The sequence below is a fragment of the Streptomyces sp. NPDC059989 genome (genome assembly GCF_042736975.1).
Lineage (GTDB): Bacteria > Actinomycetota > Actinomycetes > Streptomycetales > Streptomycetaceae > Streptomyces.
Window position 1 is genome coordinate 33,906 of the sequence record NZ_JBHWUO010000046.1, and the last position, 23,841, is coordinate 57,746.

General features: G+C 73.4%; 20 protein-coding genes. 7 read left to right on the forward strand and 13 right to left on the reverse strand.

Annotated elements, in window-relative coordinates:
* The first annotated feature begins 101 nt into the window (after positions 1–101).
* Positions 102–1,523, forward strand: coding sequence for a PP2C family protein-serine/threonine phosphatase (locus tag ACFWBN_RS30870; RefSeq protein WP_385182050.1), 1,422 nt, complete (start codon positions 102–104; stop codon positions 1,521–1,523).
* Between the two features lie 99 nt (positions 1,524–1,622).
* On the opposite strand, the gene ACFWBN_RS30875 is transcribed toward ACFWBN_RS30870, so the two are convergent.
* A complete protein-coding gene (locus ACFWBN_RS30875; RefSeq protein ID WP_385182053.1) occupies positions 1,623–3,116 on the reverse strand; it encodes a hypothetical protein in 1,494 nt (497 codons plus the stop codon).
* Positions 3,117–3,345: 229 nt separating this feature from the next.
* Here ACFWBN_RS30875 and ACFWBN_RS30880 point away from each other — a divergent pair, with 229 nt between their 5' ends.
* Both ACFWBN_RS30880 and kstD read left to right on the forward strand, forming a co-directional pair.
* Positions 3,346–4,470: an aminoglycoside phosphotransferase family protein gene (locus tag ACFWBN_RS30880; protein ID WP_385182056.1), complete on the forward strand. Its 1,125-nt coding sequence runs from the start codon at positions 3,346–3,348 to the stop codon at positions 4,468–4,470.
* Positions 4,471–4,809: 339 nt separating this feature from the next.
* Positions 4,810–6,606 carry a 3-oxosteroid 1-dehydrogenase gene (kstD, locus tag ACFWBN_RS30885; RefSeq protein ID WP_385182059.1) on the forward strand — a complete coding sequence of 599 codons (1,797 nt, stop codon included), beginning with the start codon at positions 4,810–4,812 and terminating at the stop codon, positions 6,604–6,606.
* Between the two features lie 6 nt (positions 6,607–6,612).
* Here the strand turns inward: kstD and ACFWBN_RS30890 are convergent, their stop codons facing one another.
* The 10 genes from ACFWBN_RS30890 to ACFWBN_RS30935 all read right to left on the reverse strand — a co-directional run bounded on the left by ACFWBN_RS30890 (position 6,613) and on the right by ACFWBN_RS30935 (position 16,879).
* Entirely contained in the window at positions 6,613–7,113 is a 501-nt protein-coding gene (locus ACFWBN_RS30890; RefSeq protein WP_385182062.1) for a hypothetical protein, read from the reverse strand.
* 57 nt (positions 7,114–7,170) lie between these two features.
* On the reverse strand, positions 7,171–7,989 hold the full coding sequence (locus ACFWBN_RS30895; protein ID WP_385182065.1) for a maleylpyruvate isomerase family mycothiol-dependent enzyme: 819 nt from the start codon (positions 7,987–7,989) through the stop codon (positions 7,171–7,173).
* A 96-nt stretch (positions 7,990–8,085) separates the two neighbouring features.
* Positions 8,086–10,977 carry an ATP-binding protein gene (locus ACFWBN_RS30900; protein ID WP_385182067.1) on the reverse strand — a complete coding sequence of 964 codons (2,892 nt, stop codon included), beginning with the start codon at positions 10,975–10,977 and terminating at the stop codon, positions 8,086–8,088.
* A 137-nt stretch (positions 10,978–11,114) separates the two neighbouring features.
* Positions 11,115–11,522 carry an ACT domain-containing protein gene (locus tag ACFWBN_RS30905; protein WP_385182069.1) on the reverse strand — a complete coding sequence of 136 codons (408 nt, stop codon included), beginning with the start codon at positions 11,520–11,522 and terminating at the stop codon, positions 11,115–11,117.
* Positions 11,523–11,568: 46 nt separating this feature from the next.
* A complete protein-coding gene (locus ACFWBN_RS30910; RefSeq protein WP_385182072.1) occupies positions 11,569–12,045 on the reverse strand; it encodes a hypothetical protein in 477 nt (158 codons plus the stop codon).
* A 126-nt stretch (positions 12,046–12,171) separates the two neighbouring features.
* A complete protein-coding gene (locus tag ACFWBN_RS30915) occupies positions 12,172–12,399 on the reverse strand; it encodes a DUF397 domain-containing protein (RefSeq protein WP_385182102.1) in 228 nt (75 codons plus the stop codon).
* A 133-nt stretch (positions 12,400–12,532) separates the two neighbouring features.
* Complete coding sequence (locus ACFWBN_RS30920; protein ID WP_385182075.1) at positions 12,533–13,708, reverse strand: thiolase domain-containing protein; 1,176 nt, start codon at positions 13,706–13,708, stop codon at positions 12,533–12,535.
* Positions 13,705–14,763, reverse strand: coding sequence for a thiolase domain-containing protein (locus ACFWBN_RS30925; RefSeq protein ID WP_385182078.1), 1,059 nt, complete (start codon positions 14,761–14,763; stop codon positions 13,705–13,707). Before ACFWBN_RS30925 ends, ACFWBN_RS30920 begins: the two co-directional genes overlap by 4 nt.
* Positions 14,763–15,728: a Zn-ribbon domain-containing OB-fold protein gene (locus tag ACFWBN_RS30930; protein WP_385182081.1), complete on the reverse strand. Its 966-nt coding sequence runs from the start codon at positions 15,726–15,728 to the stop codon at positions 14,763–14,765. Before ACFWBN_RS30930 ends, ACFWBN_RS30925 begins: the two co-directional genes overlap by 1 nt.
* Positions 15,729–16,078: 350 nt before the next feature.
* Positions 16,079–16,879, reverse strand: a complete 801-nt coding sequence (locus tag ACFWBN_RS30935; RefSeq protein WP_385182084.1) for a crotonase/enoyl-CoA hydratase family protein — start codon at positions 16,877–16,879, stop codon at positions 16,079–16,081.
* Positions 16,880–17,068: 189 nt separating this feature from the next.
* On the opposite strand from ACFWBN_RS30935, the gene ACFWBN_RS30940 reads away from it, so the two are divergent.
* Positions 17,069–18,694 carry an acyl-CoA synthetase gene (locus ACFWBN_RS30940; RefSeq protein WP_385182104.1) on the forward strand — a complete coding sequence of 542 codons (1,626 nt, stop codon included), beginning with the start codon at positions 17,069–17,071 and terminating at the stop codon, positions 18,692–18,694.
* A gap of 519 nt (positions 18,695–19,213) precedes the next feature.
* Here the strand turns inward: ACFWBN_RS30940 and ACFWBN_RS30945 are convergent.
* Positions 19,214–19,429, reverse strand: a complete 216-nt coding sequence (locus ACFWBN_RS30945; RefSeq protein ID WP_385182087.1) for a hypothetical protein — start codon at positions 19,427–19,429, stop codon at positions 19,214–19,216.
* An 87-nt stretch (positions 19,430–19,516) separates the two neighbouring features.
* Positions 19,517–20,377 carry an alpha/beta fold hydrolase gene (locus tag ACFWBN_RS30950; protein ID WP_385182089.1) on the reverse strand — a complete coding sequence of 287 codons (861 nt, stop codon included), beginning with the start codon at positions 20,375–20,377 and terminating at the stop codon, positions 19,517–19,519.
* A 105-nt stretch (positions 20,378–20,482) separates the two neighbouring features.
* On the opposite strand from ACFWBN_RS30950, the gene paaK reads away from it, so the two are divergent.
* The 3 genes from paaK to ACFWBN_RS30965 all read left to right on the forward strand — a co-directional run bounded on the left by paaK (position 20,483) and on the right by ACFWBN_RS30965 (position 23,688).
* Complete coding sequence (gene paaK / locus ACFWBN_RS30955) at positions 20,483–21,811, forward strand: phenylacetate--CoA ligase PaaK (protein ID WP_385182092.1); 1,329 nt, start codon at positions 20,483–20,485, stop codon at positions 21,809–21,811.
* A gap of 71 nt (positions 21,812–21,882) precedes the next feature.
* A complete protein-coding gene (locus tag ACFWBN_RS30960; protein ID WP_385182094.1) occupies positions 21,883–22,737 on the forward strand; it encodes a YhjD/YihY/BrkB family envelope integrity protein in 855 nt (284 codons plus the stop codon).
* Positions 22,738–22,806: 69 nt separating this feature from the next.
* The gene (locus tag ACFWBN_RS30965; RefSeq protein ID WP_385182097.1) at positions 22,807–23,688 is read left to right on the forward strand and encodes an oxidoreductase; all 882 of its coding nucleotides are present in this window, start codon (positions 22,807–22,809) and stop codon (positions 23,686–23,688) included.
* Positions 23,689–23,841 lie beyond the last annotated feature (153 nt).

The following is a 23,841-nucleotide window of genomic DNA, read 5'->3' on the forward strand; positions in this document are numbered from 1 at the left end:
CGGATGTTGCCAAACGCCTTACACGCCGTCGCCGCCTGTGCAACAGTCGTAACCGGTCCTTCCTTCAGACTTGGCCGTGCCGCGGAAGCATCGGAGTTCTCATGCCGTCCCACCTGTTCGCGGACCGTCCCGCGCAGCCTCCAGAGCCAGGGTCGGTGGACGCGTTGATCTCGCAGACCCGTCGGCTGCGGGGAGAAGTGGACGCGGTCCGCCGCGACACCGTCGTCGACGACGACGACGCCCAGGGCCGCTGGCAGCGCGCGCTGTGCGATCTCGCCGTGCACCACCTCGACGATCTCCGCGAGCACTTGGGCCAGCTCAAGGAGGGCCTGCCGCCGGCGCCCGAGGCCATCGAGCTGCCGCAGGCGGCCCCCGAGGCCGGACCCGAGGCGCAGACCCGCGTCGGGAGTGCCGAATGGAACCTGCTGACCGACGAGGTCAGCTGGTCCGACGAACTGTTCCAGATCTTCGGCCGGTCCCCCGAGGCGGGCGCGCTGCCGCTCGACGAACTGGGGTCCACCCTGTTCTCCGAGGACCAGCCGCTGCTCACCTCCTGGGTCACCGCCTGCCTGGTGGACGGCAAGGCGATCGACGGCGAGTTCCGCATCGTCCGGACCGACGGCCGGGTCCGGACCTTGCACATGAGGGGCGAGCCGGTACTCGACTCCGACGGCTGCACGGCCTCGATGTGGGCCGTACTGCGGGACGTGAGTGAACTGCGCCGGAGCCAGCGGGCGGTGCGCGAGTCCCGTGACTCGCTGCAGCGCCAGCGGGAGATCGCGCAGACCGAGCACCGGCTGGCGGTCGAGCTGCAGGAAGCCGTGCTCCCCCCGTGGCGCGGCTCCCTGCGGTTCCCGCACAGCAGTACCGGCACCCTGGACGTGGCCGCGCACTACCTGCCGTCCGCCACCAGCGCGCTGATCGGCGGCGACTGGTACGACGCCCTCGAACTCCCCGACGGACGCTCGCTGCTGACGGTCGGCGACCTGACCGGGCACGGGGTGACCGCCACCTCCGGGATGGCGATGATGCTCGGCGCCCTGCGCGGCATGGCCATGGCCGGCATCGAGCCCGGCCCGCTGATGGGCTGGCTCAACCAGCTGCTGGAGACCTCCGTACAGCCCGCGCTCGGCTCGGCCGTGTGCTGCCGCTACGATCCCGCGCGCCGGGTCCTGTCCTGGGCGCAGGCCGGACATCCGGCCCCCCTGCTGTTCCGCCGCGGGTCCGGGCGTTCCCTCACCCCGCCGGAGGGCGTCCTGCTAGGCGCCACCTCCGGGGCCTCGTACGGGCAGGCCGAGGAGCGGCTCGAAGTGGGCGACGTACTCGTCCTGCACACCGACGGACTGACGCCGCGCAGCATCGAGTTCAGCCGGGCGGACGGAACCGAGCGGCTGCTGGCGCTGGCGCCGCGGTTCTCGGCGGCGCGGTCGGCGCAGGACTGCGTGCGGATGGTGATCGAGGAGTTCGGGGAGAGCGAGCGCGAGGACGACGCGTGCGTGCTGGTCGCACGGGTCGGCGGCTGAGGTCGCGCTCCTCGGGACGGTGAGGGGAGGCCTCTCGAACGAGGGCCGAGGGCCGCGCCACACGGCGCGGCCTTTCCCCTGTCCGTACTGTCCGTCGGGTCAGACGGCCGTACCCCGCACCCGCGGCGCGGGGCTGTCGGGCAGCGCCAGCTTGATCTCCTCGCGCAGGTCCTCGATGCGTGCGTAGCCGGAGTACTGGCCGGTGAGCCGGTACATCTCGCGCAGCCGGTCCCATGTCCGGTGCGAGGAGGTCTCGTTCATGGACACGAGGGCCAGGCGGGCATAGCGGTCCGCCTGTTCCGGGTCGTCGGCGATGAAGCAGGCCGAGGCCATGGAGATGTAGTCGAAGATCTGCGAGCGCTGGTAGCCGTCGCCGCGCAGCCGCAGGGCCTCCCTGGCGTGGCGTGCGGCGACCGGCGCCGCCGTGGCGTCGTGGTCGGCGAGGGTGCGGTACGCGAGCGCCTGCATGCCGTGCAGGTCCGCCTCGTCGAAGTGCTGCATCCAACTCGGCGGCGGGACGTCGCCCTTGTCGGAGACGAAGAGCTCCTCCGCCTCGCCCAGGGTGCGGCGCATGGCCTGGCCCTTGCCCATGGCGGCCTGCGCCCAGGCCTCGATGGTGTGCAGCATGGCGCGGGTGCGCGGCAGGGTCTGTTCGCCGGAGCCGGACTGGGCCAGCTTCATCAGGTCCAGGGCCTCGTTCGGCTTGCCCAGGTGGACCATCTGGCGGGCCGCCCGGGAGAGCGCCTCGCCGGCGCGCGGCCGGTCGCCGCCCTCGCGGGCCGCGTGCGCGGCGATGACGAAGTACTTCTGCGCGGTGGGTTCGAGGCCGACGTCGTGGGACATCCAGCCCGCGAGCACCGCGAGGTTGGCCGCCACCCCCCACAGCCGGCGCTGGAGGTGGTCGGGGTGGTGGTAGGCGAGCATCCCGCCCACCTCGTTGAGCTGGCCCACGACGGCCTTGCGCTGCAGCCCGCCGCCTCTGGAGGCGTCCCAGGCGCGGAACACCTCGACGGAGCGCTCCAGGGCCTCGATCTCCTGGGAGCCGATCGGGGCCGCCTCGTAGCGGTCGTAGCCCGCCGGGTCGGCCTGGAAGGCGTCCCCGAAGCGCTGCGCCTCCTTGGCGGGGGCGGGGTCGGTGTGGAGCCAGTCGTACATGGCGTTGCTGAGGGCTGAGCCGGCGGTGAGCACGGCGCCCGCGCCCATCAGACCGCGACGGTTGAGCATGAGGTCCATTCCCGTGAATTCGGTGAGGACCGCGGCTGTGCGTTCGGGCGCCCAGGGCATTCCGTCGGGGTTCTCCTGAGCCCCGTCCGGCTGCCGTTTGGAGGCGCGCCGCTGCCGTACGAACCCGAGGTCCTCGATGGTCACGACACGACCGAGCCGCTCGGTGAACAGTGCTGCCAGTACCGTGGGCACCGGTTCGCGCGGGGTCTCCCCCATGTCGATCCAGCGCCGCACCCGCGAGGTGTCGGTGGCCAGCTGGGGGTGGCCCATGGCCGCCGCCTGCCGGTTGACCATCCTCGCCAGCTCGCCCTTCGACCAGCCGGCGAGGCCGAACAGGTCGTTGAGGCGGGTGTTCGGACCTTTGCTCACGTCAAGCCCCCAGGTTCTCGGCTGAGTTGACATTAACCCGGCGTCAGAGGCCCCGTGCATATTCGCCAGGCTTCGCCAGGGCACGCTTCGTGGTCCGCCACCCGCGGCCGGGTGTCAGGTAGGAATGCGCCTCCCCGACCCGGTCACCGGCGGAACTCCCCAGGGTGAAGTACGGGATCGGCGGGGCGGCGTACGCAACTCGTCGGCGCACGAAGGGATCCGTAACGCCATGTACGCATCAACGTCCTCCGTGTCCGCCCCGGTCCGGCCGCACCGCACGCTCCAGGCGGGCGGGGGCCCCTACCTCGAACCCGGCCGCCCCGCCGCTCCGGCGCAGGGCGCCGTACGGGCGCGGCGGATGCCGGGTACCGGTTCACAGCCGCTCAGCGGAAGAATCGACCTCTCGGGGCCGCAGGGGGCGCAACTGCGCACCGCGCTCGCCTCGGTGCAGCGGATCTGTCCCGAGTTCGCCCCGGTCCAGGTGCTGCGGCGCAGCGGCCGCTCGGTCCTCCTGGTGGGGACGACGGGACGGATGACCGCCGTCGCGAAGGTTTTACTGGACCACTCGCCGGAATGGCGCGAGCGCTACCGGCACGAAATAGCGGCGTACCGGACCTTCGTCCGGCACCGCCCGCCCGTCCGGGTGCCCCGGCTGATCGCCGCCGACCCGGAGAACTGCGTACTGATCGTCGAGCGGATGGCGGGCCGGGTCGCGGCGCTCCAGCGGCACCCGGTGGAGGCCCCGCCGCGGGTCGACCTGCGGGCGGCCCTGGGCGCGGTGTGCCGGCTCAACCAGTGGCGTCCGCCGGCCGAGCTGTTCGGGACCCCGCTGAACTACGCGCGGCGGATCTCCCGTGACTACGAGCTGGGCCTGCTGACCGACCGGGACCTCGGCGACCTCCAGAAGCTGTTGCACGGCGTGAAGCTGTCGGGCGCCGCACTCCAGTTCAACCACGGTGACGCGCTCCTGTCGAACCTGCTGCTGTCCCCGGCGGGGCCGGTGCTGCTCGACTGGGAGCACGCGGGCTGGTACCTGCCCGGCTACGACCTGGCCACCCTGTGGACGGTGCTGGGCGACGCCCCGGCCGCCCGCAGCCAGATCAGCCGGCTCGCCCAGTCGGCCGGTCCGGTGGTACGGGACTCCTTCCTGATCAACCTGATGCTGGTGCTGACCCGGGAGATCCGGATGTCCGAGACGGCCGTCCAGCGCTCCATGCTGGCGACCGCCCCGGCCCAGCCCCTGCCGGCCGGGGCCCTGTCCTCGGGAGAGGAGCAGCGGCTGCTGCTGCGCCGCCTGCACGACGACGCCGGGATGGCGCGCAGAGCGGTCCGTGCGGCGGTCGGCACCCGCTGACCCGCCCCCCCATGACGCGAAGTCCCGTGGCTCCCACCGCCACGGGACTTCGCTCGTACGCAGGTGCGACGGCGAGGGGTGGGCCTCCGGGCTGCGGGGTCTCCCATACGGGGGCGAGGTGCTTCCCCAGTGAGGTGGGCTGCCGGAGCGCGCTCTGGTTCTACGTCCGCCACGCGCCGCTGGTCCTGTGGGGCCCGCTGCTGGGCGCGGTCACCGTGGCGTACGTGAGGCGGCGGCGCCGGATGCCTTGACATCACATGATCCCCCGAACACCTTTTCTGACTCGGCATCAGAATGCCGGAACCGCCTCCCTCTCCTCGACTCCGCTGGAGCCTGCCCATGACCGCGAGCCCCGCCTCAGCCAGCAGATCCACCTCCGCGCTGCCCTCCCGCCGGACGGTCCTCGCCGGGACCGCTGCCGGGGCGGTGGCGGCCACCGTGCTGCCGGCCGCCGCCGCGCGGGCCGCCGACGGCCCTTCGCTCGGCGAGTACGACGTCGTCGTGGTCGGTTCCGGGGCCTCCGGGATGACCGCGGCGCTCACCGCCGCCAAGCGGGGTCTGAGCGTGCTGGTGGTGGAGAAGGCGCCCACCTTCGGCGGGTCCGCCGCGCGCTCGGGGGCCGGGATCTGGCTGCCCAACAACTCGGTGATCCTGGGCGCGGGCGTGCCGGACACCCCGCAGAAGGCGGCGACGTACCTCTCGGCCGTCGTCGGGTCCGAGGTGCCGGCCGACCGGCAGGCGGCGTTCCTCGCCAACGGGCCGCGGATGCTGGACTTCGTGATGGCCAACAGCCCGCTCGGGTTCCGCTTCATGGAGGGGTACAGCGACTACTACCCCAACCTGCCGGGCGGGCTGCCGAACGGCCGCTCCATCGAGCCGGACCAGCTGGACGGGAACATCCTGGGCGCCGAACTGGCCCGCCTGAACCCGGCGTACATGCCCGTCCCGGCCGGGATGGTGGTCTTCAGCCAGGACTACAAGTGGCTGAACCTCGCGGCGGTGAGCGCCAAGGGCCTGGCCGTGTCCACGGAGTGCCTGGCGCGCGGCACGAAGGCGGCGCTGCTCGGGCAGAAGCCGCTGACGATGGGCCAGGCCCTGGCGGCCGGGCTGCGCGCGGGGCTCCAGCGGGCGGGGGTGCCGGTGTGGCTGAACAGTCCGCTGGTGGACCTGGTCCAGGAGGGCGGTGCGGTCACCGGCGTGGTGGTGGAGAAGGAGGGCGTACGGGGCACCGTACGGGCCCGGCGCGGGGTGGTCATCGGCTCGGGCGGCTTCGAGCACAACGCGGCGATGCGGGCGCAGTACCAGCAGCAGCCGATCGGCACCCAGTGGTCGGTGGGCGCGAAGGAGAACACGGGCGACGGGATCCGGGCGGGCCAGCGGGCCGGTGCGGCGCTGGCCCTGATGGAGGACGCATGGTGGGGTCCCTCGATCCCGCTGCCCGGGGAGCCGTACTTCTGCCTCGCCGAACGGACCCTGCCGGGCGGGCTGATCGTGAACGGGAACGGCGCCCGGTTCGTCAACGAGGCGGCGCCGTACAGCGATGTGGTGCACGTGATGTACGAGAAGGACCGGGGCGCCACCGGCTCCCACATCCCGGCGTGGCTGATCGTGGATCAGAACTACCGCAACAAGTACCTGTTCAAGGACGTCCTGCCGACGATCGTCTTCCCCGACTCCTGGTACGAGGCGGGCGCCGCGAAGAAGGCGTGGACGTGGGACGCGCTGGCCGGGCAGATCGGAGTCCCGGCGGCCGCGCTGCGGGCGACGCTCAACCGGTTCAACGCGCAGGCGTGGAACGGGACCGACTCCGACTTCCACCGGGGCGACACGGCGTACGACCACTACTACACGGATCCGAACGTGCACCCGAACTCGTGCCTGGCGCCGATCTGGGCCCCGCCGTTCTACGCCTTCAAGATCGTGCCGGGTGACCTCGGGACGAAGGGCGGCATCGTGACGGACGCGCGGGCCCGGGCCCTGCGCGCGGACGGCTCGGTGATCCGGGGGCTGTACGCGGCGGGCAACGCGAGCGCTGCGGTGATGGGCCACAGCTACGCGGGGGCCGGATCGACGATCGGCCCCGCGATGACGTTCGGCTATGTGGCGGCGAACGACATCGCGGACACCGCGGTGTAGGCCGTCCTAGCCCTGCTGGAAGAGCTCGGCGGGGAGCGGCTTCAGGAGGGCGTAGAGGTCATCGGTGATCGGGCGGTCCCAGCTGGCGATGGTGACCAGCACGTTGTCGCTGCGGTCGAACTGCACGCAGGAGATGCGGGACTCCGACAGCTTGATCTTCCGGACGATGAGGAGGTTGTCGCCCTGCATGACGGGGCAGTCCTCGGCGCCGGTGACCTCGACGTCCTCGTCGTTCTCCAGTGCGTCGAGGAGCTGGGCCACCTCGAAGGGGACCTGCCCGTCGGAGAGCTCCCGGGCGGGGGAACCCTCGGGAAGGTTTCCGATGATCATCGCGGGGCCGCGTCCGCCGAACAGGTCGTAGCGGAGGAACACGCCCTGGCAGCTGCCGTCGGGCGCGGGCAGCAGCCCGGCCCCGAGATTGCCCGGCCAGTCCCCCGGGTCCATGGCCAGGACGTCGAAGTCCGGGCCGGCGGGTGTGGCGGCGCGGTGGCGGCGGAGGAAGGACATGCCGCCATGGTACGTGGCCGGACGGGATTTCCGGCCCCGGGGCCCCCTCCCAGGTGGTCACACCGGTGGGACGAGCGCGAAGTAGTGCGGGAGCAGGCCGGCGTCGCCGCGGACCCGCAGGGCGGCGGCCGGCTGCCGGCCCCAGAGGAAGAGCGCCAGGTCCGAGGCGGGGCCCTCGGCCTCGACGTCCGCCGGGGCCTCGGGGTCGGACTCCGCCACGACCTCGTCCCCGGAGAAGAGGACCGTCCAGGACTCCGGGCCGTCCGTACGCCGGAAGCGGTACCGCTCCCCCGCGGCCGCCCGGGCCGTCTCCTGGGAGTGGCGGGCCGGGGCCATCACCGTGACGGCCTGGTCGACGGCGTCGGCCGCCAGTGCCGGGTCGAGGGGGCCGGGGGTGCCGGTCGCGGACTGTGCGTCCCAGCGGTGGACGGCCAGCTCGATGGTCTGCATCCGCAGCCAGAAGCCCGAGCTCTGCTCCGCCGACCAGGACCACACCGGCACGTCGGGCCCGAGCTCGCGGAAGAGCCCGGCCAGCGCCCGGGCGCCCTCCGCGTACCAGGCGGTCAGGGCGTCCGGCGCCGGTTGCCGGTTCGGCGCCCGCTCGGGCCGCGGCCAGGCGGCGAGCACGTCCGGGTGGGCCGGGAGCCCGTACAGGGAGAGGTCGCCCGGGTCGGGCGCCTCGGTGAGGCGCTCCCGCAGGATGTGGGCGACGAAGCGGTGCACGCCCCCCAGGTGCCCGATGAGGTCGGAGACCGACCAGCCGGGGCACGAGGGGACCAGCGGCGCCGCCCGGCCGGTGTCGAGGGCGCGGCGGACGGCACGCTCAAAGGCCGACGCCTCGGCGCGGAAGTGGGAGATCCGCTCGATGTGGTCCATGGGATCACCCTGCCCGGGACGGCAACCTCTGTCCCGTTGCGGCCTCCCCGGATTCGGGCGGATCAACGACGGCAGCCGACGGGCACCGCGACGAGGCTACGGCGCGTAGGCCTCCAGGGCGGCCCGGAGGCCCGGGAGGTCGGCGCCGAGCTTGCGGCAGGCCGAGGACAGGTCCCAGTCGGGGTCCGGACGGGCCCGGACGGGCCCGTCCGGTCCCGGGGCGACCGGTCCGGGGGCACCCTGGGCAGGGCCTTCCGGGGCGGGTTCGGCCGTCGCCCGCCGCGCCGCGCGGAGCTCCGACTCCGTGAGCCCGTCCTCCCGGGACGTCCGGCCCGGCAGGCCGCCGCCGAGGCCCAGCAGGGTCTCGGCCGCCTGCGCCGCCAGGCCGTCCGCGCCGCATTCGCGGGCCGTCACCACGGCCCGCGTCAGCAGTCCGGTGTCCCCGAGCTCGGTCCCCAGTGCGGCGAGCGCGCGGGCCAGTTCGTATCCCGCCGGGGAGGCCGCCAGCAACGCCACGGCCTCCCGCAGCAGTCCCGCCCGGTCCGCGGGCGCCGCGACCTCCGCCGCCACCCGCAGCGCCTGGCCGATGCCGGAGGGAGCCCCGAAGACCCGGGCCCGCCGTACGGCGTCCGCGGCCAGCGCCCTCGCCCGCTCGGGGTCCTCGCCGGACACCGCGCGGGCCAGGTGGAGCTGCCACGGGCACCACGCCGGGTTCTGGATGCCGCGCGGGGTCAGCCGCCGGCCCACCGCCTCCAGTTCGGCCGCGGCCGCCTTCGTGTCGCCCCGGGCCAGGAGCAGTTCGGCGTACACGGTCTGGGAGTCCGGGAAGACCACGGCTGCCGGGAAGACCTCCCCGTACTCGTGCTCCCGGGCCAGCTCCCAGGCCTCTTCGACCCGTCCCCGCGCCAGCAGGGTGGTGACGAGGATGGCGATGGCGTACCAGTGCACGGGCGTGCGCCGGCCCACCCGCTCGGCGAGGGTCAGCGCGGCCCGGGCCAGCTCCTCGGCCTCCACGAGCCGCCCGCGCCGGTGGTGGATGTAGCCGCGCAGGCTGTACGCGAAGGAGAGGTGCGCCCCGCGCCAGCCCTGCCGCTCGAACTCGGCGGTGCCCGCCTCGAACAGCTCCTCCGCCCGCCACGGCCGGTCGGCGTACATGTGGACCATCGCGACGAGCACCGGGACCTCGAAGCCGCGGTCCTCGTGGGCCCAGCTGAGCTGCCGGCCCAGGGCCCGCCCCGCGTGGTGCAGGACCACGTCGACCGGCTCCCCGCGCAGGCAGGCGTCCCAGGCGCGCAGCCCGATGACGTACCGCTCGGTGAGGTCGCGGCCGGTCAGCCGGCCGGCGAGGTGCGCCAGCCGCCGGGAGCGGGCCGGTGAGTCCGGCTCGGCGGCGTCGAAGGCGTCCCACATGAACCGCTCGGACTGCAGGCGCAGCCGGGCGCGTGCGTCCCGGGTGTGCGGGATCTCCCGCGCCAGCGCCGCGGAGGCCTCCGCGAGGTGGTCGCTGTGGGCGAGTACCTGGGCGAGGCGTATGACGATGCCCTGGCGCAGCGCCGGATCGTCGACGGGCTCGGCGAGGGCGTCCCGCAGGTGGTTGACGGTGTTGGCGGGCTCGGTGAGCAGGGAGGCGCAGCCGAGTTCGTACAGGACGGCGGCGCGCTCGTCGAAGCCCGGGGGCTCGCGCAGCGCGCGGGCGAGCTGGCGGCGGGCGGCTTCGGGTGCGCCGGCCCGGAGGTTCTCGCCGGCGGCCTCGCGCAGGGTGCGTACGACCCAGGGGTCGTTCTCGGGGTGGGTCTCCAGCAGGTGGCGGGCGGCGGCGGAGGGGCCGAGTCCGGCGTCGACGACGGCTGCGGCGGCCTTGCCGTGCAGGGCGACGCGGAGCGCGTCGGGGATGGCGCGGTAGAGGCCGGTGGCGATCAGCGGGTGGACGAACTCCAGTCCGGCGTCGGGCTCTTCGGTGGCTGCGGACAGGATGCGGGCGTCCCGCAGCCGGGCGGTGGCGTCCACGGCCTCCTCGGTGCCGATGGCGGCCACCCGGGCGGCGAGCTCCTGCGGGATCGCGGTGCCGAGGACGGCGCAGGCCCAGGCGAAGCGGACGGTGGAGGGGCCGAGGCGTTCGAGGCGGGCGACGAGTCCGCTGCCGCGCTGGGCGGCCGCGAGGTCGCGCAGCAGCGGGGCGCTCGCCTCGACCGGGGGCAGGCCCTTCTCCCGGACCTTGGCGGTGAGTTCGACGGCCTCGAACGGATTGCCGGCGGTGACCGTCCAGGCCTCGTGGCAGAAGGCGTCGTCGGCGTGGCCGCCGACCGCCTCGCGCAGGAGGGCGGCGACGGCGGGCGGGGTCAGCGGTGCGAGGGCCAGCGGGCGGTGTCCCGCGCGGCCGGGCAGCGTACGGAAGGCGTCGGCGTGCGCGGGCAGTTCGTCGGGGCGGTAGGCGACGACGAGGAGCAGCGGGAGGTGCTCGGCGCGCGGGGCGAAGGCGGCGAGCCAGCCGAGGGATTCGGGGTCGGCCCAGTGGGCGTCGTCGAGGACCAGGGTGACGGGGGCGCGCTGGGCGACGAGGTGGGTGAGGACCCAGTCGAGTCCGTCGCGCAGGCCCTGGGGGTCGGGCGGGGCGCCCTGTTCGGGGGCACAGAGTCCGAGGGCCGGGCCGACGATGGAGTACCAGCTGCCGAGGACGGCGCGCAGTTCCCGCTCGGAGGAGCCGGCCAGTTGGGGCTGGACGAGCTGGCGGGCGACGTGGAAGGGCTGGCTCTGCTCCTGTTCGCCGCCGCGGGCGGCGAGGACGGTGCAGGAGCGGGCGTGGGCCCGCCGGCGCACTTCGGCGAGGAGGGTGGTCTTGCCGAGACCGGCGGGGCCGGAGAAGGCGAGCAGTCCGCCGCCCTCGTCCGGCGCGGGGTCGGTGAGCCGGTCCAGGGTCTCGTCGACGGCGGCGAGTTCCGTCTCGCGCTCGATTATGGCGCGCCGTGTCCGGGTCCGGCGGTCCGTCATGGCTGGTACCCCCCAGGCCTGTTCGGGGGAACAGCGTACGCCCGCGCAGACGGGTGGGGAGGCCGCTGTCGGGAAAGATTCCGATCTTCTTTTACGGGGTGTGGCCCGGGGTGTAGGGGGCTCCGCGCGGGCGGGGGTCAGTCCCGCGCGGAGCGCGCCGCGAGCTCTTCCAGGACGGCCACGGCCTCGGCGGCCCGGTCGGCGGCGACGAAGAGGTGGTCGTGGTGGTAGCCGGCGATGACGTTGCAGCTCAGGCCGTGTGCGCCGAGTTCGGTGGCGAAGGCGGCGGTGAGGCCGACGGCGTCGAGGGCCGAGTGGACGCGCAGGGTGATCCAGCCGGCGGTGTAGTCGTAGGCGAGGCCGGCCGCGTCGGCGTCCTCCTGGCGCAGGACCAGGGTGAGGCCCTCGGGCTCCAGGACGGTGGCGACGGGGGCGGTGCCCGGGGGGACCGTGGTGCCGGGGACGGTGCAGAAGACGTACAGGCCCTCGTTCAGCTCGGGCCGCATTCCGCTCAGCAGTTTCCGCAGGTCGCTCTCTCCGCTCATGCCGCCACCCTACCTATGATCCCGATATGACCCATTCAGCACCCTGCTACTCGGGCTGATCCGAGTAGAGCCGCTGGTGCCACCAGGCGCGCGGGCGGCCCCTCCAGTCGGCCCACCGGTCGGCGGGCGGGTCCGGGTCCGGCAGGGTGCGGCGCTGGAACTGCGCGTCCAGGTCCCGCAGTACGCGGCCCAGCGCGACCCGGGCGACGGGCGGCAGGGCGCGGTGGAGTTCGGCCAGTTCGTCCCGGACGACGGCGATGTCATCGCGTGCGCAGCCGGGGCAGCCCGGGCACGGGGAGGGGCCCAGGAGCAGTCGGCTGCCGGGCCGGCGCAGGAAGTTCCGGTACCTGCTCAGGAGCTCTGCGACCTCGGCGCCCCGGCCGGGCCGGCCCCAGTGCGCGGCGGCGGTGGCATCGGGCGGCAGCCGGTCCACGGGCGGGAGTTGCCACGCCCAGGCGGGTGGCCGCCGGTCCTCGTACGTTCCTCGTTCGGCGCGCAGTGCGCCGGGCCGTCTACGCGGCATCGCCCTTTCGGCGGATGATCGTCATGGGCCCATCCTGCCCGGGCGCCGCGCGGGTGGCAAGGGATGCGGCGGCCACCGGGGCGGCGGCTCCGCGCCCGGTGGTGCGCCGCGTACCCGTACCGCCGGCTACGTGAGGTCGAACTCCCCGCCCCGCGCGTTCAGCACGAACTTGCGCCACTCGTCCGGCGCGAAGATCAGCGAAGGGCTCTCCGGCTTCTCGCTGTTGCGCATCGCGATGAAGCCCTCGACGAAGGCGATCTGGACGTCCCCCGCTCCCCGGCTGCTCGACTGCCAGTCCGCCTCGGTGAGATCGAGATCCGGCTTGCCCCAGCCTGCGAAGGGCTGTGAAGTCATGCTCTCTGCCACGTGCGTGCTCCTCCCGGTACGTCGTCCGGGGGCAAGGTTAACCACCGCAGCGGGTGCCGCACAGGCCACGGTGAGTCACCCTTGACCGGTCCGGCACCCCGCTCGGGAGGGTCGGTTGCCTTCAGGAGGCGGGCGGTTCGGCCCCCACCAGCCACATCGCGAAGAACTGCGCGCCGCCTCCGTAGGCGTGCCCCATGGCCCGGCGGGCGTCCGGAACCTGGTGTTCCCCGGCCTGGCCCCGGACTTGGAGGGCCGCCTCCGCGAAGCGGATCATGCCGGAGGCGCCGATCGGGTTGGTGGACAGCACCCCTCCGGACGGGTTGACGGGGAGGTCCCCGTCGAGTTCGGTCACCCCGGCCTCGGTGAGCTTCCAGCCCTCGCCCTCCTCGGCGAAGCCCAGGTTCTCCAGCCACATCGGCTCGTACCAGGAGAACGGCACGTACATCTCCACCGCGTCGATCTCCCGCCGCGGGTCGGTGATCCCCGCCTGGCGGTAGACGTCGGCCGCGCAGTCCTTGCCCGCCTGCGGCGACACGAAGTCCTTGCCGGCGAAGAGCGTCGGCTCGCTCCGCATCGCCCCGCCGTGCACCCAGGCCGGCGGCTTCGGCGCACGGGCCGCGCCCGCCCGGTCGGTGAGGATCATCGCGCAGGCCCCGTCCGAGGAGGGGCAGGTCTCCGAGTAGCGGATCGGGTCCCAGAGCATCGGCGAGGCCTGGACCTTCTCCAGGGTGATGTCGTGCTCGTGGAGGTGGGCGTACGGGTTCTTCAGCGCGTTGCGCCGGTCCTTGTAGGCCACCAGCGAGCCCACCGTGTCCGGTGCGCCGGTGCGCCGCATGTACGCGCGCACGTGCGGGGCGAAGAACCCGCCCGCGCCCGCCAGCAGCGGCTGCTGGAAGGGGACGGGCAGCGAGAGCCCCCACATGGCGTTCGACTCGGACTGCTTCTCGAAGGCGAGGGTCAGGACGGTCCGGTGGACGCGCGCCGCGACGAGGTTGGAGGCGACCAGGGCGGTGGACCCGCCGACCGAGCCCGCCGTGTGGACGCGCAGCATCGGTTTGCCGACCGCGCCGAGCGCGTCCGCCAGGTACAGCTCCGGCATCATCACGCCCTCGAAGAAGTCGGGGGCCTTGCCGATGACGACCGCGTCGATGTCCGCCCAGGTCAGCTCGGCGTCGGCGAGGGCGCGTGCCGCCGCCTCCCGGACCAGGCCGGCGATGGAGACGTCGTGGCGGGCGGCGACGTGCTTGGTCTGGCCGATCCCGACGACGGCGACCGGCTCCTTGCCGGAGGTGCTCATGCCCGTTCCCCTTCCAGGACGGCGACCAGGTTCTGCTGGAGGCAGGGGCCGGAGGTGGCGTGGGCGACGGCCCGGTCGGACTCGCCGCGGTGGATGCGGGCGGCCGCCTCGCCGATCCGGATCAGGCCGGCGGCCATGATCGGGTTGGCGGCGAGCGCTCCGCCGGAGGGGTTGACGGCGACGCCTTCGCCGAGCCCGAGGGCCTTGCGGAGCACGACCTCCTGGGAGGAGAACGGCGCGTGCAGTTCGGCCGTGTCCACCGGGGCTTCGAAGACCCCCGCGTGCTCGGCCGCGGTCCGCGTGGACGGGGAGTCGGTGAGGTCGCGCAGGCCCAGGCTGTGGGCCTCGATGCGGTGGTCGATGCCGGTGATCCAGGCGGGGCGCCCGCACAGCCGGCGTGCGGTGTCTCCCGCGGCCAGGATCACCGCGGCCGCGCCGTCGCCGATGGGCGGGCAGTCCCCGGTGCGCAGCGGGCGGACCTGGTAGTCGCCCTGGTCCACCGAACCCCTCAGCTGGGCGTGCGGGTTGGCCCCGGCGGCGGCCCGGCTGCGGGCGCCGATCGCGGCCAGTGACCTCTCGTCCGTCTCGCCCGCGTCGATCAGGGCCTGGGCCTGGAGGGCGGCCAGGGCCACGGAGTCGGGCCAGAGGGGGGCGAGGTAGTACGGGTCGAGCTGCCGGGTCAGCACATCGCGTACCGATCCCGGGGAGGACTTCCCGTACGCGTAGACGAGCGCGGTGTCGGCCTCGCCGGTCTGGATCTTGACCCAGGCCTCGTAGAGGGCCCAGGCGCCGTCCATTTCGACGTGCGATTCGGAGATGGGCGGCCAGGCGCCGACCCCGTCGAGGGTCATGGTGAAGGAGAAGGCGCGGCCGGCCAGGTAGTCGCTGGATCCGGAGCAGGTGAAGCCGATCTCGCCGGCCTTCAGGCCGGTCTGGGCCAGCACCTGGTGGAGGACCGGCATGACCATCTCGACTTCGCTGAGTTCGTCGGTGCGGCGCAGGTGGTCGCTCTGCGCGAAGGCGACCACCGCGACCTCACGGGCGTATCGGGCCATCAGATGAGCTCCTTGTACGCGTCGTAGTCCGCGTCCGGCTCGCCGGTGGGGCGGTAGTGGTCGGGGTAGCGGCCGCCTTCGGTCCACACGGGCTCGACGCGCAGGCCCATGCGGACCTGGTCGTACGGGATGCCGCCGATCCGGCCGTGGAGGGCGAGGCCGGCGCCGTCGAGGGCGATGTGGGCGTAGACGTACGGCACTTCGATGTCGAGGTTGCGTGCCTTGATGTTGACGATGCAGTAGGTGGTGACCGTGCCGGCCGGGCCGACCTCGACCTGGTCGGTGGTGGCGACCCCGCAGGTGGGGCAGGCACCGCGCGGCGGGACGTACACCTTGTGGCAGGAGGGGCAGCGCTCGCCGACGGTCTTCCGCTCGGAGAGGGCGTTGATGTAGGCGGTCTGGGCCCGGCCCGGGCTGTACGTGTAGTCGAGGCGGGCGGGTGCGACGATGCCGGTGACGGCGTCGGCGAACCCGCCGTCGTGCGGGACGGCTTCGCCGGCCGCCGGCGGCCCCTCGTACGGCTCGAAGCAGGCGATGTCGGTGATCGCCCCGGCCCGGTCGGTGGCCCACCGCACCCGCACCCGCATCCCGGTCCGCACGGCCTCGGGGCCCGGGGCGTCGAGGGCGTGCAGCAGAGCGGTGTCGGCGCCGTCGAGCCTGACCAGCACCCAGGCGAAGGGGGTGTCGAGCGGCTGGCCGGGCCGCGGCAGCCCGTTCCACGCCCAGGTGGTGACGGTGCCGGTGGTGGCGACCTCGACGAGCTCGCGGATCTCCTCGGCGGTGACGGGGTCGTACTCGACGGGCGGGACCATCACCTTGCCGCCGGAGGTCTTGACCCCGAGCACGACGCCTTCGCGCAGCCCGGTGAGGAACGCGGACTGGACGGGCCCCAGGGACCGGGTGAAGGGAAACTCGACGACGAGAGGCGCACGGAGCACCTCTGGCGGTGACGCGGCGGCTGTCATGGGCGACTCTCCGATTCTCACTTCGGGGCTACGAACAGAACCAACTCCCCGACCTCCCGCCGGGGCCACTCCCAGCCCCACCGGGGGCCACTTCCAGTCCGGCCGGGGGCCATTTCCAGCCCCACCGGAAGCACTTCCAGTCCGGCCGGGGGCACATCCAGCCCCGCCGGCGTTTGAGATGGGGGTCCCCCCGGACGGAGTCTGGGGGAGGGTCTGGGGCGGAGCCCCAGGTCTGTGAGCCGCACCTGAGCGGCGGCGCCGGGCACCTCCAGCCCCGCCGGCGTTTGAGGCGCAGGGGCCCGGGGGCAGCGCCCCCGGCAGCGGCGCGGCACCGCACCACCACCCGGCGGCTACTCCCGCCGATACACCGCGGCCCGCTTCTCCGCAAAGGCCCGCGCCCCCTCCTTCGCATCGGCGGTATCGAAAATCGGCCACCCCCGGACGAGTTCCGAGGCCAGCCCCTCCGTCTCGGTCAGCTCCGCGGTCTCGTAGACCGACGCCTTCACCGCCTCCACCGCCAACGGCCCACACGCATTGATCCGCTCGGCGATCTCCAGGGCCGCCGCCAGCGCCGTCCCCTCCGGCACCACCCGCCCGATCAGCCCGATCCGCTCCGCCTCCCGCGCGGAGTACGGCCGCCCGGTCAGCAGCATCTCCAGCGCGTGCGTCCGAGGGATCTGCCGCGGCAGCCGCACCGTGGAGCCCCCGATCGGGAAGAGCCCCCGCTTGACCTCGAACAGCCCGAAGGTGGCCCCCTCCCCCGCCACCCGGATGTCCGTGCCCTGCAGGATCTCGGTCCCGCCGGCCACGCAGTACCCCTCCACCGCCGCGATCACCGGCTTGCGCGGCCGGTGGTGGCGGAGCATCGCCTTCCAGTGCAGGTCGGGGTCGGCCTTGAGCCGGTCCCGGTACTGGTCGCCCGCCATCCCCTTCCCCGCCAGCGCCTTGAGGTCCATGCCGGCGCAGAAGTCCCCGCCCGCGCCCGTCAGCACCACCGAGCGGATCTCGTCGTCGGCGTCCGCCTCCAGCCAGCCGTCGTACAGCCCCACCAGCAGCGGCAGCGAGAGCGCGTTCTTCGCCTCGGGCCTGTTCATGGTGAGCACCAGCGTCGCGCCGTGGCGTTCCACGGTCAGGTGTTCCGTCCCACCCATTGCCGTCCTCCCGTCTCAAGACCTAGAACAGGTTGCAGTAGGGGCGGGTGCAGTTCAATAGTTTTCTGACACTCAGTCAGATTTCTTGGGCTGCTCCCTTCCCACTTGCGGTCGGCGGCGCTCTAATGACCGCCGGAGCAGACCAGCCATGGGCCCAGCCATGGGGAACGTTCGGGGTCAGGAGGAATGGTGGAGTACAACCTTGCCGACCTGTTCGAGTCGGTCGTGGACGTGGTTCCGGACCGCGAGGCCCTCGTGTACGTGGACCACCCCGGGACCGGCGCCGAGCGCCGCCTCACGTACGCGGAGCTGGACACGGCGGCGAACCGCGTCGCGCACCATCTGCTGGACAGCGGGCTGAAGCCCGGCGAACACGTGGGCCTGCACCTCTACAACGGGATCGAGTACCTCCAGACCGTACTGGCCTGCCTCAAGGCCCGCCTCGTACCGGTGAACGTCAACTACCGCTACGTGGAGGAGGAGCTGGTCTACCTCTACAACGACGCCGACCTCGCCGCGCTCGTCTTCGAGGGCGAGTTCACCGAGCGGGTGGCCGCCGCCCTCCCGCAGACGACGAGGCTCCGCCACCTGATCCGGGTCGGGCCGACCCCCGAGGGGGCGCCGGAGCCCTCGATCGCGCCGGTCGCGTACGCGGACGCGGAGGCGGCCGGCTCACCGGAGCGCGGGTTCGCGCCCCGCTCGCCCGACGACCTGTTCATCATCTACACGGGCGGCACGACCGGCATGCCCAAGGGCGTCATGTGGCGGGCCGAGGACCTCTTCTTCGCCGGGCTCTTCGGCGGCGAGCCCTCGGGCGAGCCGGTCAAGCGGCCGGAGGAGCTGGCGGAGCGGGTCGCGTCGAAGGGCGCCGGGCTCACCTTCTTCCCCGCGCCTCCGCTGATGCACGGCACGTCCACCCTCACCTCGTTCATCGCCTTCAACTACGGCCAGCGGGTGGTCATCCACCGCAAGTACGCGCCCGAGGAGGTGCTCCGTACGATCGAGAAGGAGAAGGTCTCCAGCGTGTCGCTGGTGGGCGACGCGATGCTGCGGCCGCTCATCGACGCCCTGAACGGCCCCCTCAAGGGGACCGACCTGTCCTCCCTCTTCAGCGTCTCCTCGTCCGGCGCGATCATGTCGGAGACGGTGCGCGCCGAATTCCAGCGCCTCGTTCCGAACGTCCTGCTCCTGAACAACTTCGGATCGTCGGAGTCCGGCTCCAACGGGCGCGCGACGAACGACTCCAGCCCGGAGAAGGGCTTCCGCCTGGAGGTCAACGACCGTACGCAGGTGGTGGACCCGGTGACGCACGAGCCGGTGGCGGTGGGCGTACCGGGACGTCTCGCGCAGCGCGGGCACGTCCCGCTGGGCTACTACAACGACCCGGCGAAGACCGCAGAGACCTTCTTCCAGAAGGGCACGGAGCGCTGGGTGCTGCTCGGCGACATGGCCACGGTGGACGAGGCGGGCATCGTCACCGTCCTCGGGCGCGGCTCGCAGTGCATCAACACGGGCGGCGAGAAGGTGTATCCGGAGGAGGTCGAGCAGGCCCTGAAGTCCCACCCGGACGTGTACGACGCCCTGGTCGCGGGCGTCCCGGACCCGACGTGGGGCAGCCACGTGGCCGCGGTGGTCCAGCTCCGCGCGGGCGCCCCGGAGCCGACCCTGGACGAGATCCAGAACCACTGCCGCACCAGGCTGGCGGGCTACAAGATCCCGCGCCAGCTGGTCATCACACCCACCATCCAGCGCTCGCCGAGCGGCAAGGCGGATTACCGGTGGGCGAAGACGGTGGCGACGGACGCCAACGCGTAGCCCCTGCGGGGGGCTTGGCGGCGCTCCCGGGGGCGGGCTGCCCGGGCCCTGCGGGGCTCGGCGGTGTCCTTGGCGGGGGCTGCGTGGTGCCGGGGTGGTGTCCCGTGGCCGGGGGCTTCGCGGGGGTCGGTGCCGGGGCCGGGGTGGGGTGTCGGCCGGGACTGCATGATTTATGGCGCCCCATCGGCATTGACAGGTACGAGCTGCGGCTGCGCCACAAATCACGTTTTACGTCCCGGCCAACACCCCACCCCGTCCCCGACCCCGGCCAACCACTCCCTCGGGCCGATCCCACCCACCCTGGTGCACTTTCCAGCCCAGGCCGGGCAAAATCCAGCCCCTCCGGCGTTTGAGGAGCGGGGTACGGGGCGGAGCCCCGAATCCTTGAGCCGCACATGGCCGGCGGCGCCGGGCACAGTCCAGCCTCGCCGGCGTTTGAGGCGCGGGAGGCTGGGGGCGGAGCCCCAAGTTTCGGGAAGGGGCGGGGTGGGGGAAAGGCCCGCGCAGCGGCGGGCAACGTCACAGCTGGACGCGGAGTTCCGCCGCCAAGGCCCGGGTCCACTCCGCCAGCTCGCGGCGCTCCGTACCCTGCCCCAGCACATCGGCCTGCGCCCCCGTCAACCGCAACGGCCCAGGATCCTCCAGCAGGTGCCCCACCTCGGCCAGCAACCCCGCCAGCCGCCGCGCACCAGAGGCCCCGAGACGTACCGATACCGCGGGATCGACGACGGACATGGCCGCCCGCCTCCCTTCGCCGGGTCGCCGAAGGCCTGTGGCCTCTCCTCTCCTTCGACCGTACGCCGATGGCCGTACGGCCGCCGCTCAGGCCCCGGAGGCCAGGAACCGCTCCACCCGCTCCGCGAACCACGCCGGGTCGTCCAGCCACGGGAAGTGGCAGGCCTGGGGCTGGACGTCGACCGCCCCCCGCGGGAACAGCGTGGCGAGCTCGGCCGCCAGCGCCGGCGGGGGATTGCCGTCCAGTTCCGCGGCCAGGACCAGGACCTCGCCCGCGACCCGGCGGAGCCCCGCACGGGTGGCGGGCGGGTCGAAGGCGCCGGGCCCCGCGTAGGCCTCGGCCGCCTTTCCGTTCTGCTCGTGCTCGCCCGCCGCCCAGTGGGCCCGGACCTCTTCGTCCCAGCGGCCGTGGAACAGCGGCGCGGCCAGGTCCCAGTCCTCCTCGCCGCGCCCTGCGCGGCCACCGCCCGCCAGGATCCGTTCGTAGGCCGCGATGGCCGTGTCGTAGGGCTCGCTTCCCGCCCGCAGCCGGGCGGCTTCCAGCCGGTGCTCCGTGGTGACGGGGAGGTCCACCGCCCACGCGGTCGGGGTGACCATGACCAGCCGGCGCAGCCGCTCGGGGTGCTCGGCCGCGTAGAGCTGGGCGAGGTTGCCGCCGGCGGAGTGCGCGAGGAGGTCCATCCGCTCCAGGCCCAGGTGCAGCCGCAGCGCCTCGACGTCGGCGACCTGGTGGTCGACGCGGTACGTGGACTCGTCGGCCGGTATCGCGGAGTCGCCGGTGCCGCGCAGGTCCAGCAGGATCAGCCGGCGCCGGGCGGACAGCCCGCCGAGGTCGCCCAGGTACTGCGAGGCGCGCATCGCGCCGCCCGGCAGGCAGACCAGCGGCGGTCCCTCACCGCGGACGCGGTAGGCGAGTTCGGTTCCGTCGTAGGTCGTGAAAGTCGGCATGGGGGCCATCCCATCAGACGATCACTCGTTCGAGTCATTGATTTATCCGGCCACGGCCTGGCAATCTACCGAATGATCGGTCGGTTCCCACGATGAGGTGACGGCATGGCGGCTTACGCGGATCTCCACGACGAAGGCGAGCGGCTGGGCCCCGACGCGCTGGCCGCGCTCCAGCTGACGCGGCTGCGCGCGACCCTGCACCGCGTCTACGACCGGGTGCCCTTCTACCGGCAGGCCTTCGACAAGGCCGGCGTGCACCCCGACGACTGCCGCTCCCTCTCCGATCTCGCCCTGTTCCCCTTCACCACCAAGAGCGATCTGCGCGACCAGTACCCCTTCGGGATGTTCGCCGTCCCCCGCGCGGAGGTGCGCCGCGTCCACGCCTCCAGCGGCACCACGGGGCGCCCCACCGTCGTCGGATACACCGACGGGGATCTGTCGGCCTGGGCGGATGTCGTCGCCCGGTCCATACGGGCCGCGGGCGGCCGGCCCGGCCAGATCGTCCACATCGCCTACGGCTACGGGCTGTTCACCGGCGGCCTCGGCGCGCACTACGGGGCCGAGCGCCTGGGCTGTACGGTCGTGCCCGCCTCGGGCGGGATGACGGACCGGCAGGTGCGGCTCATCCAGGACTTCCGGCCGGAGGTCATCATGGTGACCCCCTCGTACATGCTGACCCTGCTGGACGAGATGGAGCGCCAGGGGATCGACCCGCGCGCGACCTCGCTCAGAACGGGGATCTTCGGGGCCGAGCCGTGGACCGAGGAGATGCGCCGGGAGATCGAGGAGCGGCTCGACATCGACGCCGTGGACATATACGGGCTGTCCGAGGTGATGGGTCCGGGCGTGGCGCAGGAGTTCGCCTCCACCAAGGACGGGCTCCACATATGGGAGGACCACTTCTACCCCGAGGTGGTCGATCCGCTGACCGGCGCGGTGCTGCCGGAGGGCGAGCCCGGCGAGCTGGTGTTCACCTCCCTCACGAAGGAGGCGATGCCCGTCATCCGCTACCGCACCCGGGATCTGACGCGGCTGCTGCCCGGGACGGCCCGTCCGGCCTTCCGCCGCATGGAGAAGATCACGGGCCGCAGCGACGACATGATCATCCTGCGCGGGGTGAACGTGTATCCGACCCAGATCGAGGAGATCCTCCTGCGGACGGCAGGCCTCGCTCCCCATTTCCAGCTGCGGCTGACCAAGGAGGGTCGGATGGACGCCCTGACGGTACGGGTCGAGGCGCGCCGGGAGGCGGACGCCGCCCGGCGGGAGGCCGCGGCCGCCGCCGTGGTCCGGGCCGTCAAGGAGGGGGTCGGGGTCTCCGTCAAGGTCGAGGTGGTCGATCCGGAGACCCTGGAACGCTCCGTGGGGAAGATCAAGCGGCTGGTGGACCTCCGCAGGGCCGGAGAGGGAGGGGACACGCCTGCGGGCGGCTGAAACCACCCCTTCGGGCCCATTTCGGGGTGGCTCCCGGGAGCCGGCGGGCCCTGCCGGGTAGTGCATGAGGCGTGACCTCCCTCATCCGGCGCCTCTACAACCGCCTCCAGGGCTCCCCGGCCGGGCTGGCCGTGAGCCGCGGCCGGGAGATGGAGCTGATGCACCGGGCGATGGGCTTCGCCGCCCTCGGGTTCCTCACCCTGGTGCCGCTGCTGGTGGTCGTGGCGGCCGCCGCCCCCGGCAGCGGTTCGGGGTTCGGCCGCTGGCTCGGCCAGGCCCTCGGGGTGACGGAGTCCTCGCGGGCCCGCGTCGAGATGCTGTTCAGCGCGGCGGACCTGGCCCTGGAGCGGACCACCGCCTTCGGGCTCGCGGCCCTGGCCGTTTTCGGCCTGACCTTCGGCTCGGCGGTGCAGACCGGGTACGAGAAGGTCTGGGACCTGCCGACCGCCCGCTGGCACACCATGTGGCGGCACGTCATCTGGCTCGCCCTGCTGGTCTGCTACCTCGCCCTGCTCGTCGAGATCCCCGCTCCGTCGAACGACGCCATCGGCACGATCCTGGGCACCCTCGGCGACCTCGTCGGCACCTGCCTGTTCTTCTGGGGCTCGCAGCGGCTGCTGCTGGGCGGCCGGGTCCGCTGGCGCGCCCTGGTCCCGGGGGCCGTGGCCACCAGCCTCGGGCTGCTGGGGCTGCGGATCTTCTCGCAGCTGGTGTTCTCCCCGCTGATCGCCTCGAACGCCGTGACCTACGGCCCCTTCGGCACCCTGCTGGTCGTCCAGTCCTGGCTGGTCGGCGTCGGCTTCGTCGTCTACGGAGGAGCGCTCGTCGGCCGCCTCTTCCACGAGCACCTCACCCTGCGCCGCCTGCACCAAAGCGGAATCTTTCCCCCCGAGAACCCCCCTTCTCATGATCCGGGAGCGGGCTGACCGAACCGGCCCGGCGTGCCAGGATGTGCGGGCACCGCCGATCAACTACGTGTCACAACAGGGGGATTGATGACTGCACAGCACCAGGGGCCCGACACCGCGGGCCGGGTGTGGCTGATCACGGGGGCCTCGTCGGGCTTCGGCCGGACCCTCACCGAGGCCGCGCTCGCGGCCGGGGACACGGTCGTGGCGGCCGCCCGCCGCCCAGAGTCGCTCGGCGCTCTGGCGGCCGCGCACCCGGAGCGCCTCGTGCCCCTCGCGGTGGACCTGTCGGACACGGCCCGCGCCGGGGAGGTCGTCGCCGAGGTGGTGGACCGCTTCGGCCGTATCGACGTCCTCGTCAACAACGCCGGGCGGGGTCTGATCGGCGCCGTGGAGGAGACCTCCGACGCCGAACTCCGCGCACTGATGGAGCTGCACTTCTTCGCCCCGGCGGCGCTCACGCGGGCCGCGCTGCCGCACATGCGGGCCCGGAAGTCGGGTGCGGTGGTCCAGATGAGCAGCATGGGCGGGCGGCTCGCCTTCGCCGGCGCCGGGGCGTACTGCGCGACGAAGTTCGCCCTGGAAGGCCTGACCGAGGCGCTCGCCGGCGAGGTCGCCGGTTTCGGCATCAAGGCCCTGATCGTGGAGCCCGGCTCGTTCCGTACGGGTTTCGCGGGCGGCAACGCGCTGCGGCTCACCGCCGCCCTCCCCGCCTACGAGGACGTGGTCGGCCCGGTCCGCAAGGGGCTGCCGGACAGCGACGGCCTCCAGCCCGGCGACCCGGTCAAGGCGGCCACCGCGATCCTCGCCGCGCTGGACGCCGAAAACACCCCGCTGCGGCTCATGCTGGGCAACGACGCGGTCGACACGATCGCGGCCCACGCGGAAGCCGGCCGCGCGGAGGCCGCCACCTGGGAGTCGGTCAGCCGGGGCACGGACTTCGACCCCGTCCCGTCTCCGGCGCAGTAACCCCACGCCCACCGGGCCCGGGTCCCGAGGAGGGACCCGGGCTCCCGACGCCCACGCGCGGACGCGGACGCGGGCGCAGGCGCCGACGCGGGCGCAGGCGCCGACGCGGGCGCAGGCGCCGACGCGGGCGCAGGCGCCGACGCGGGCGCAGGC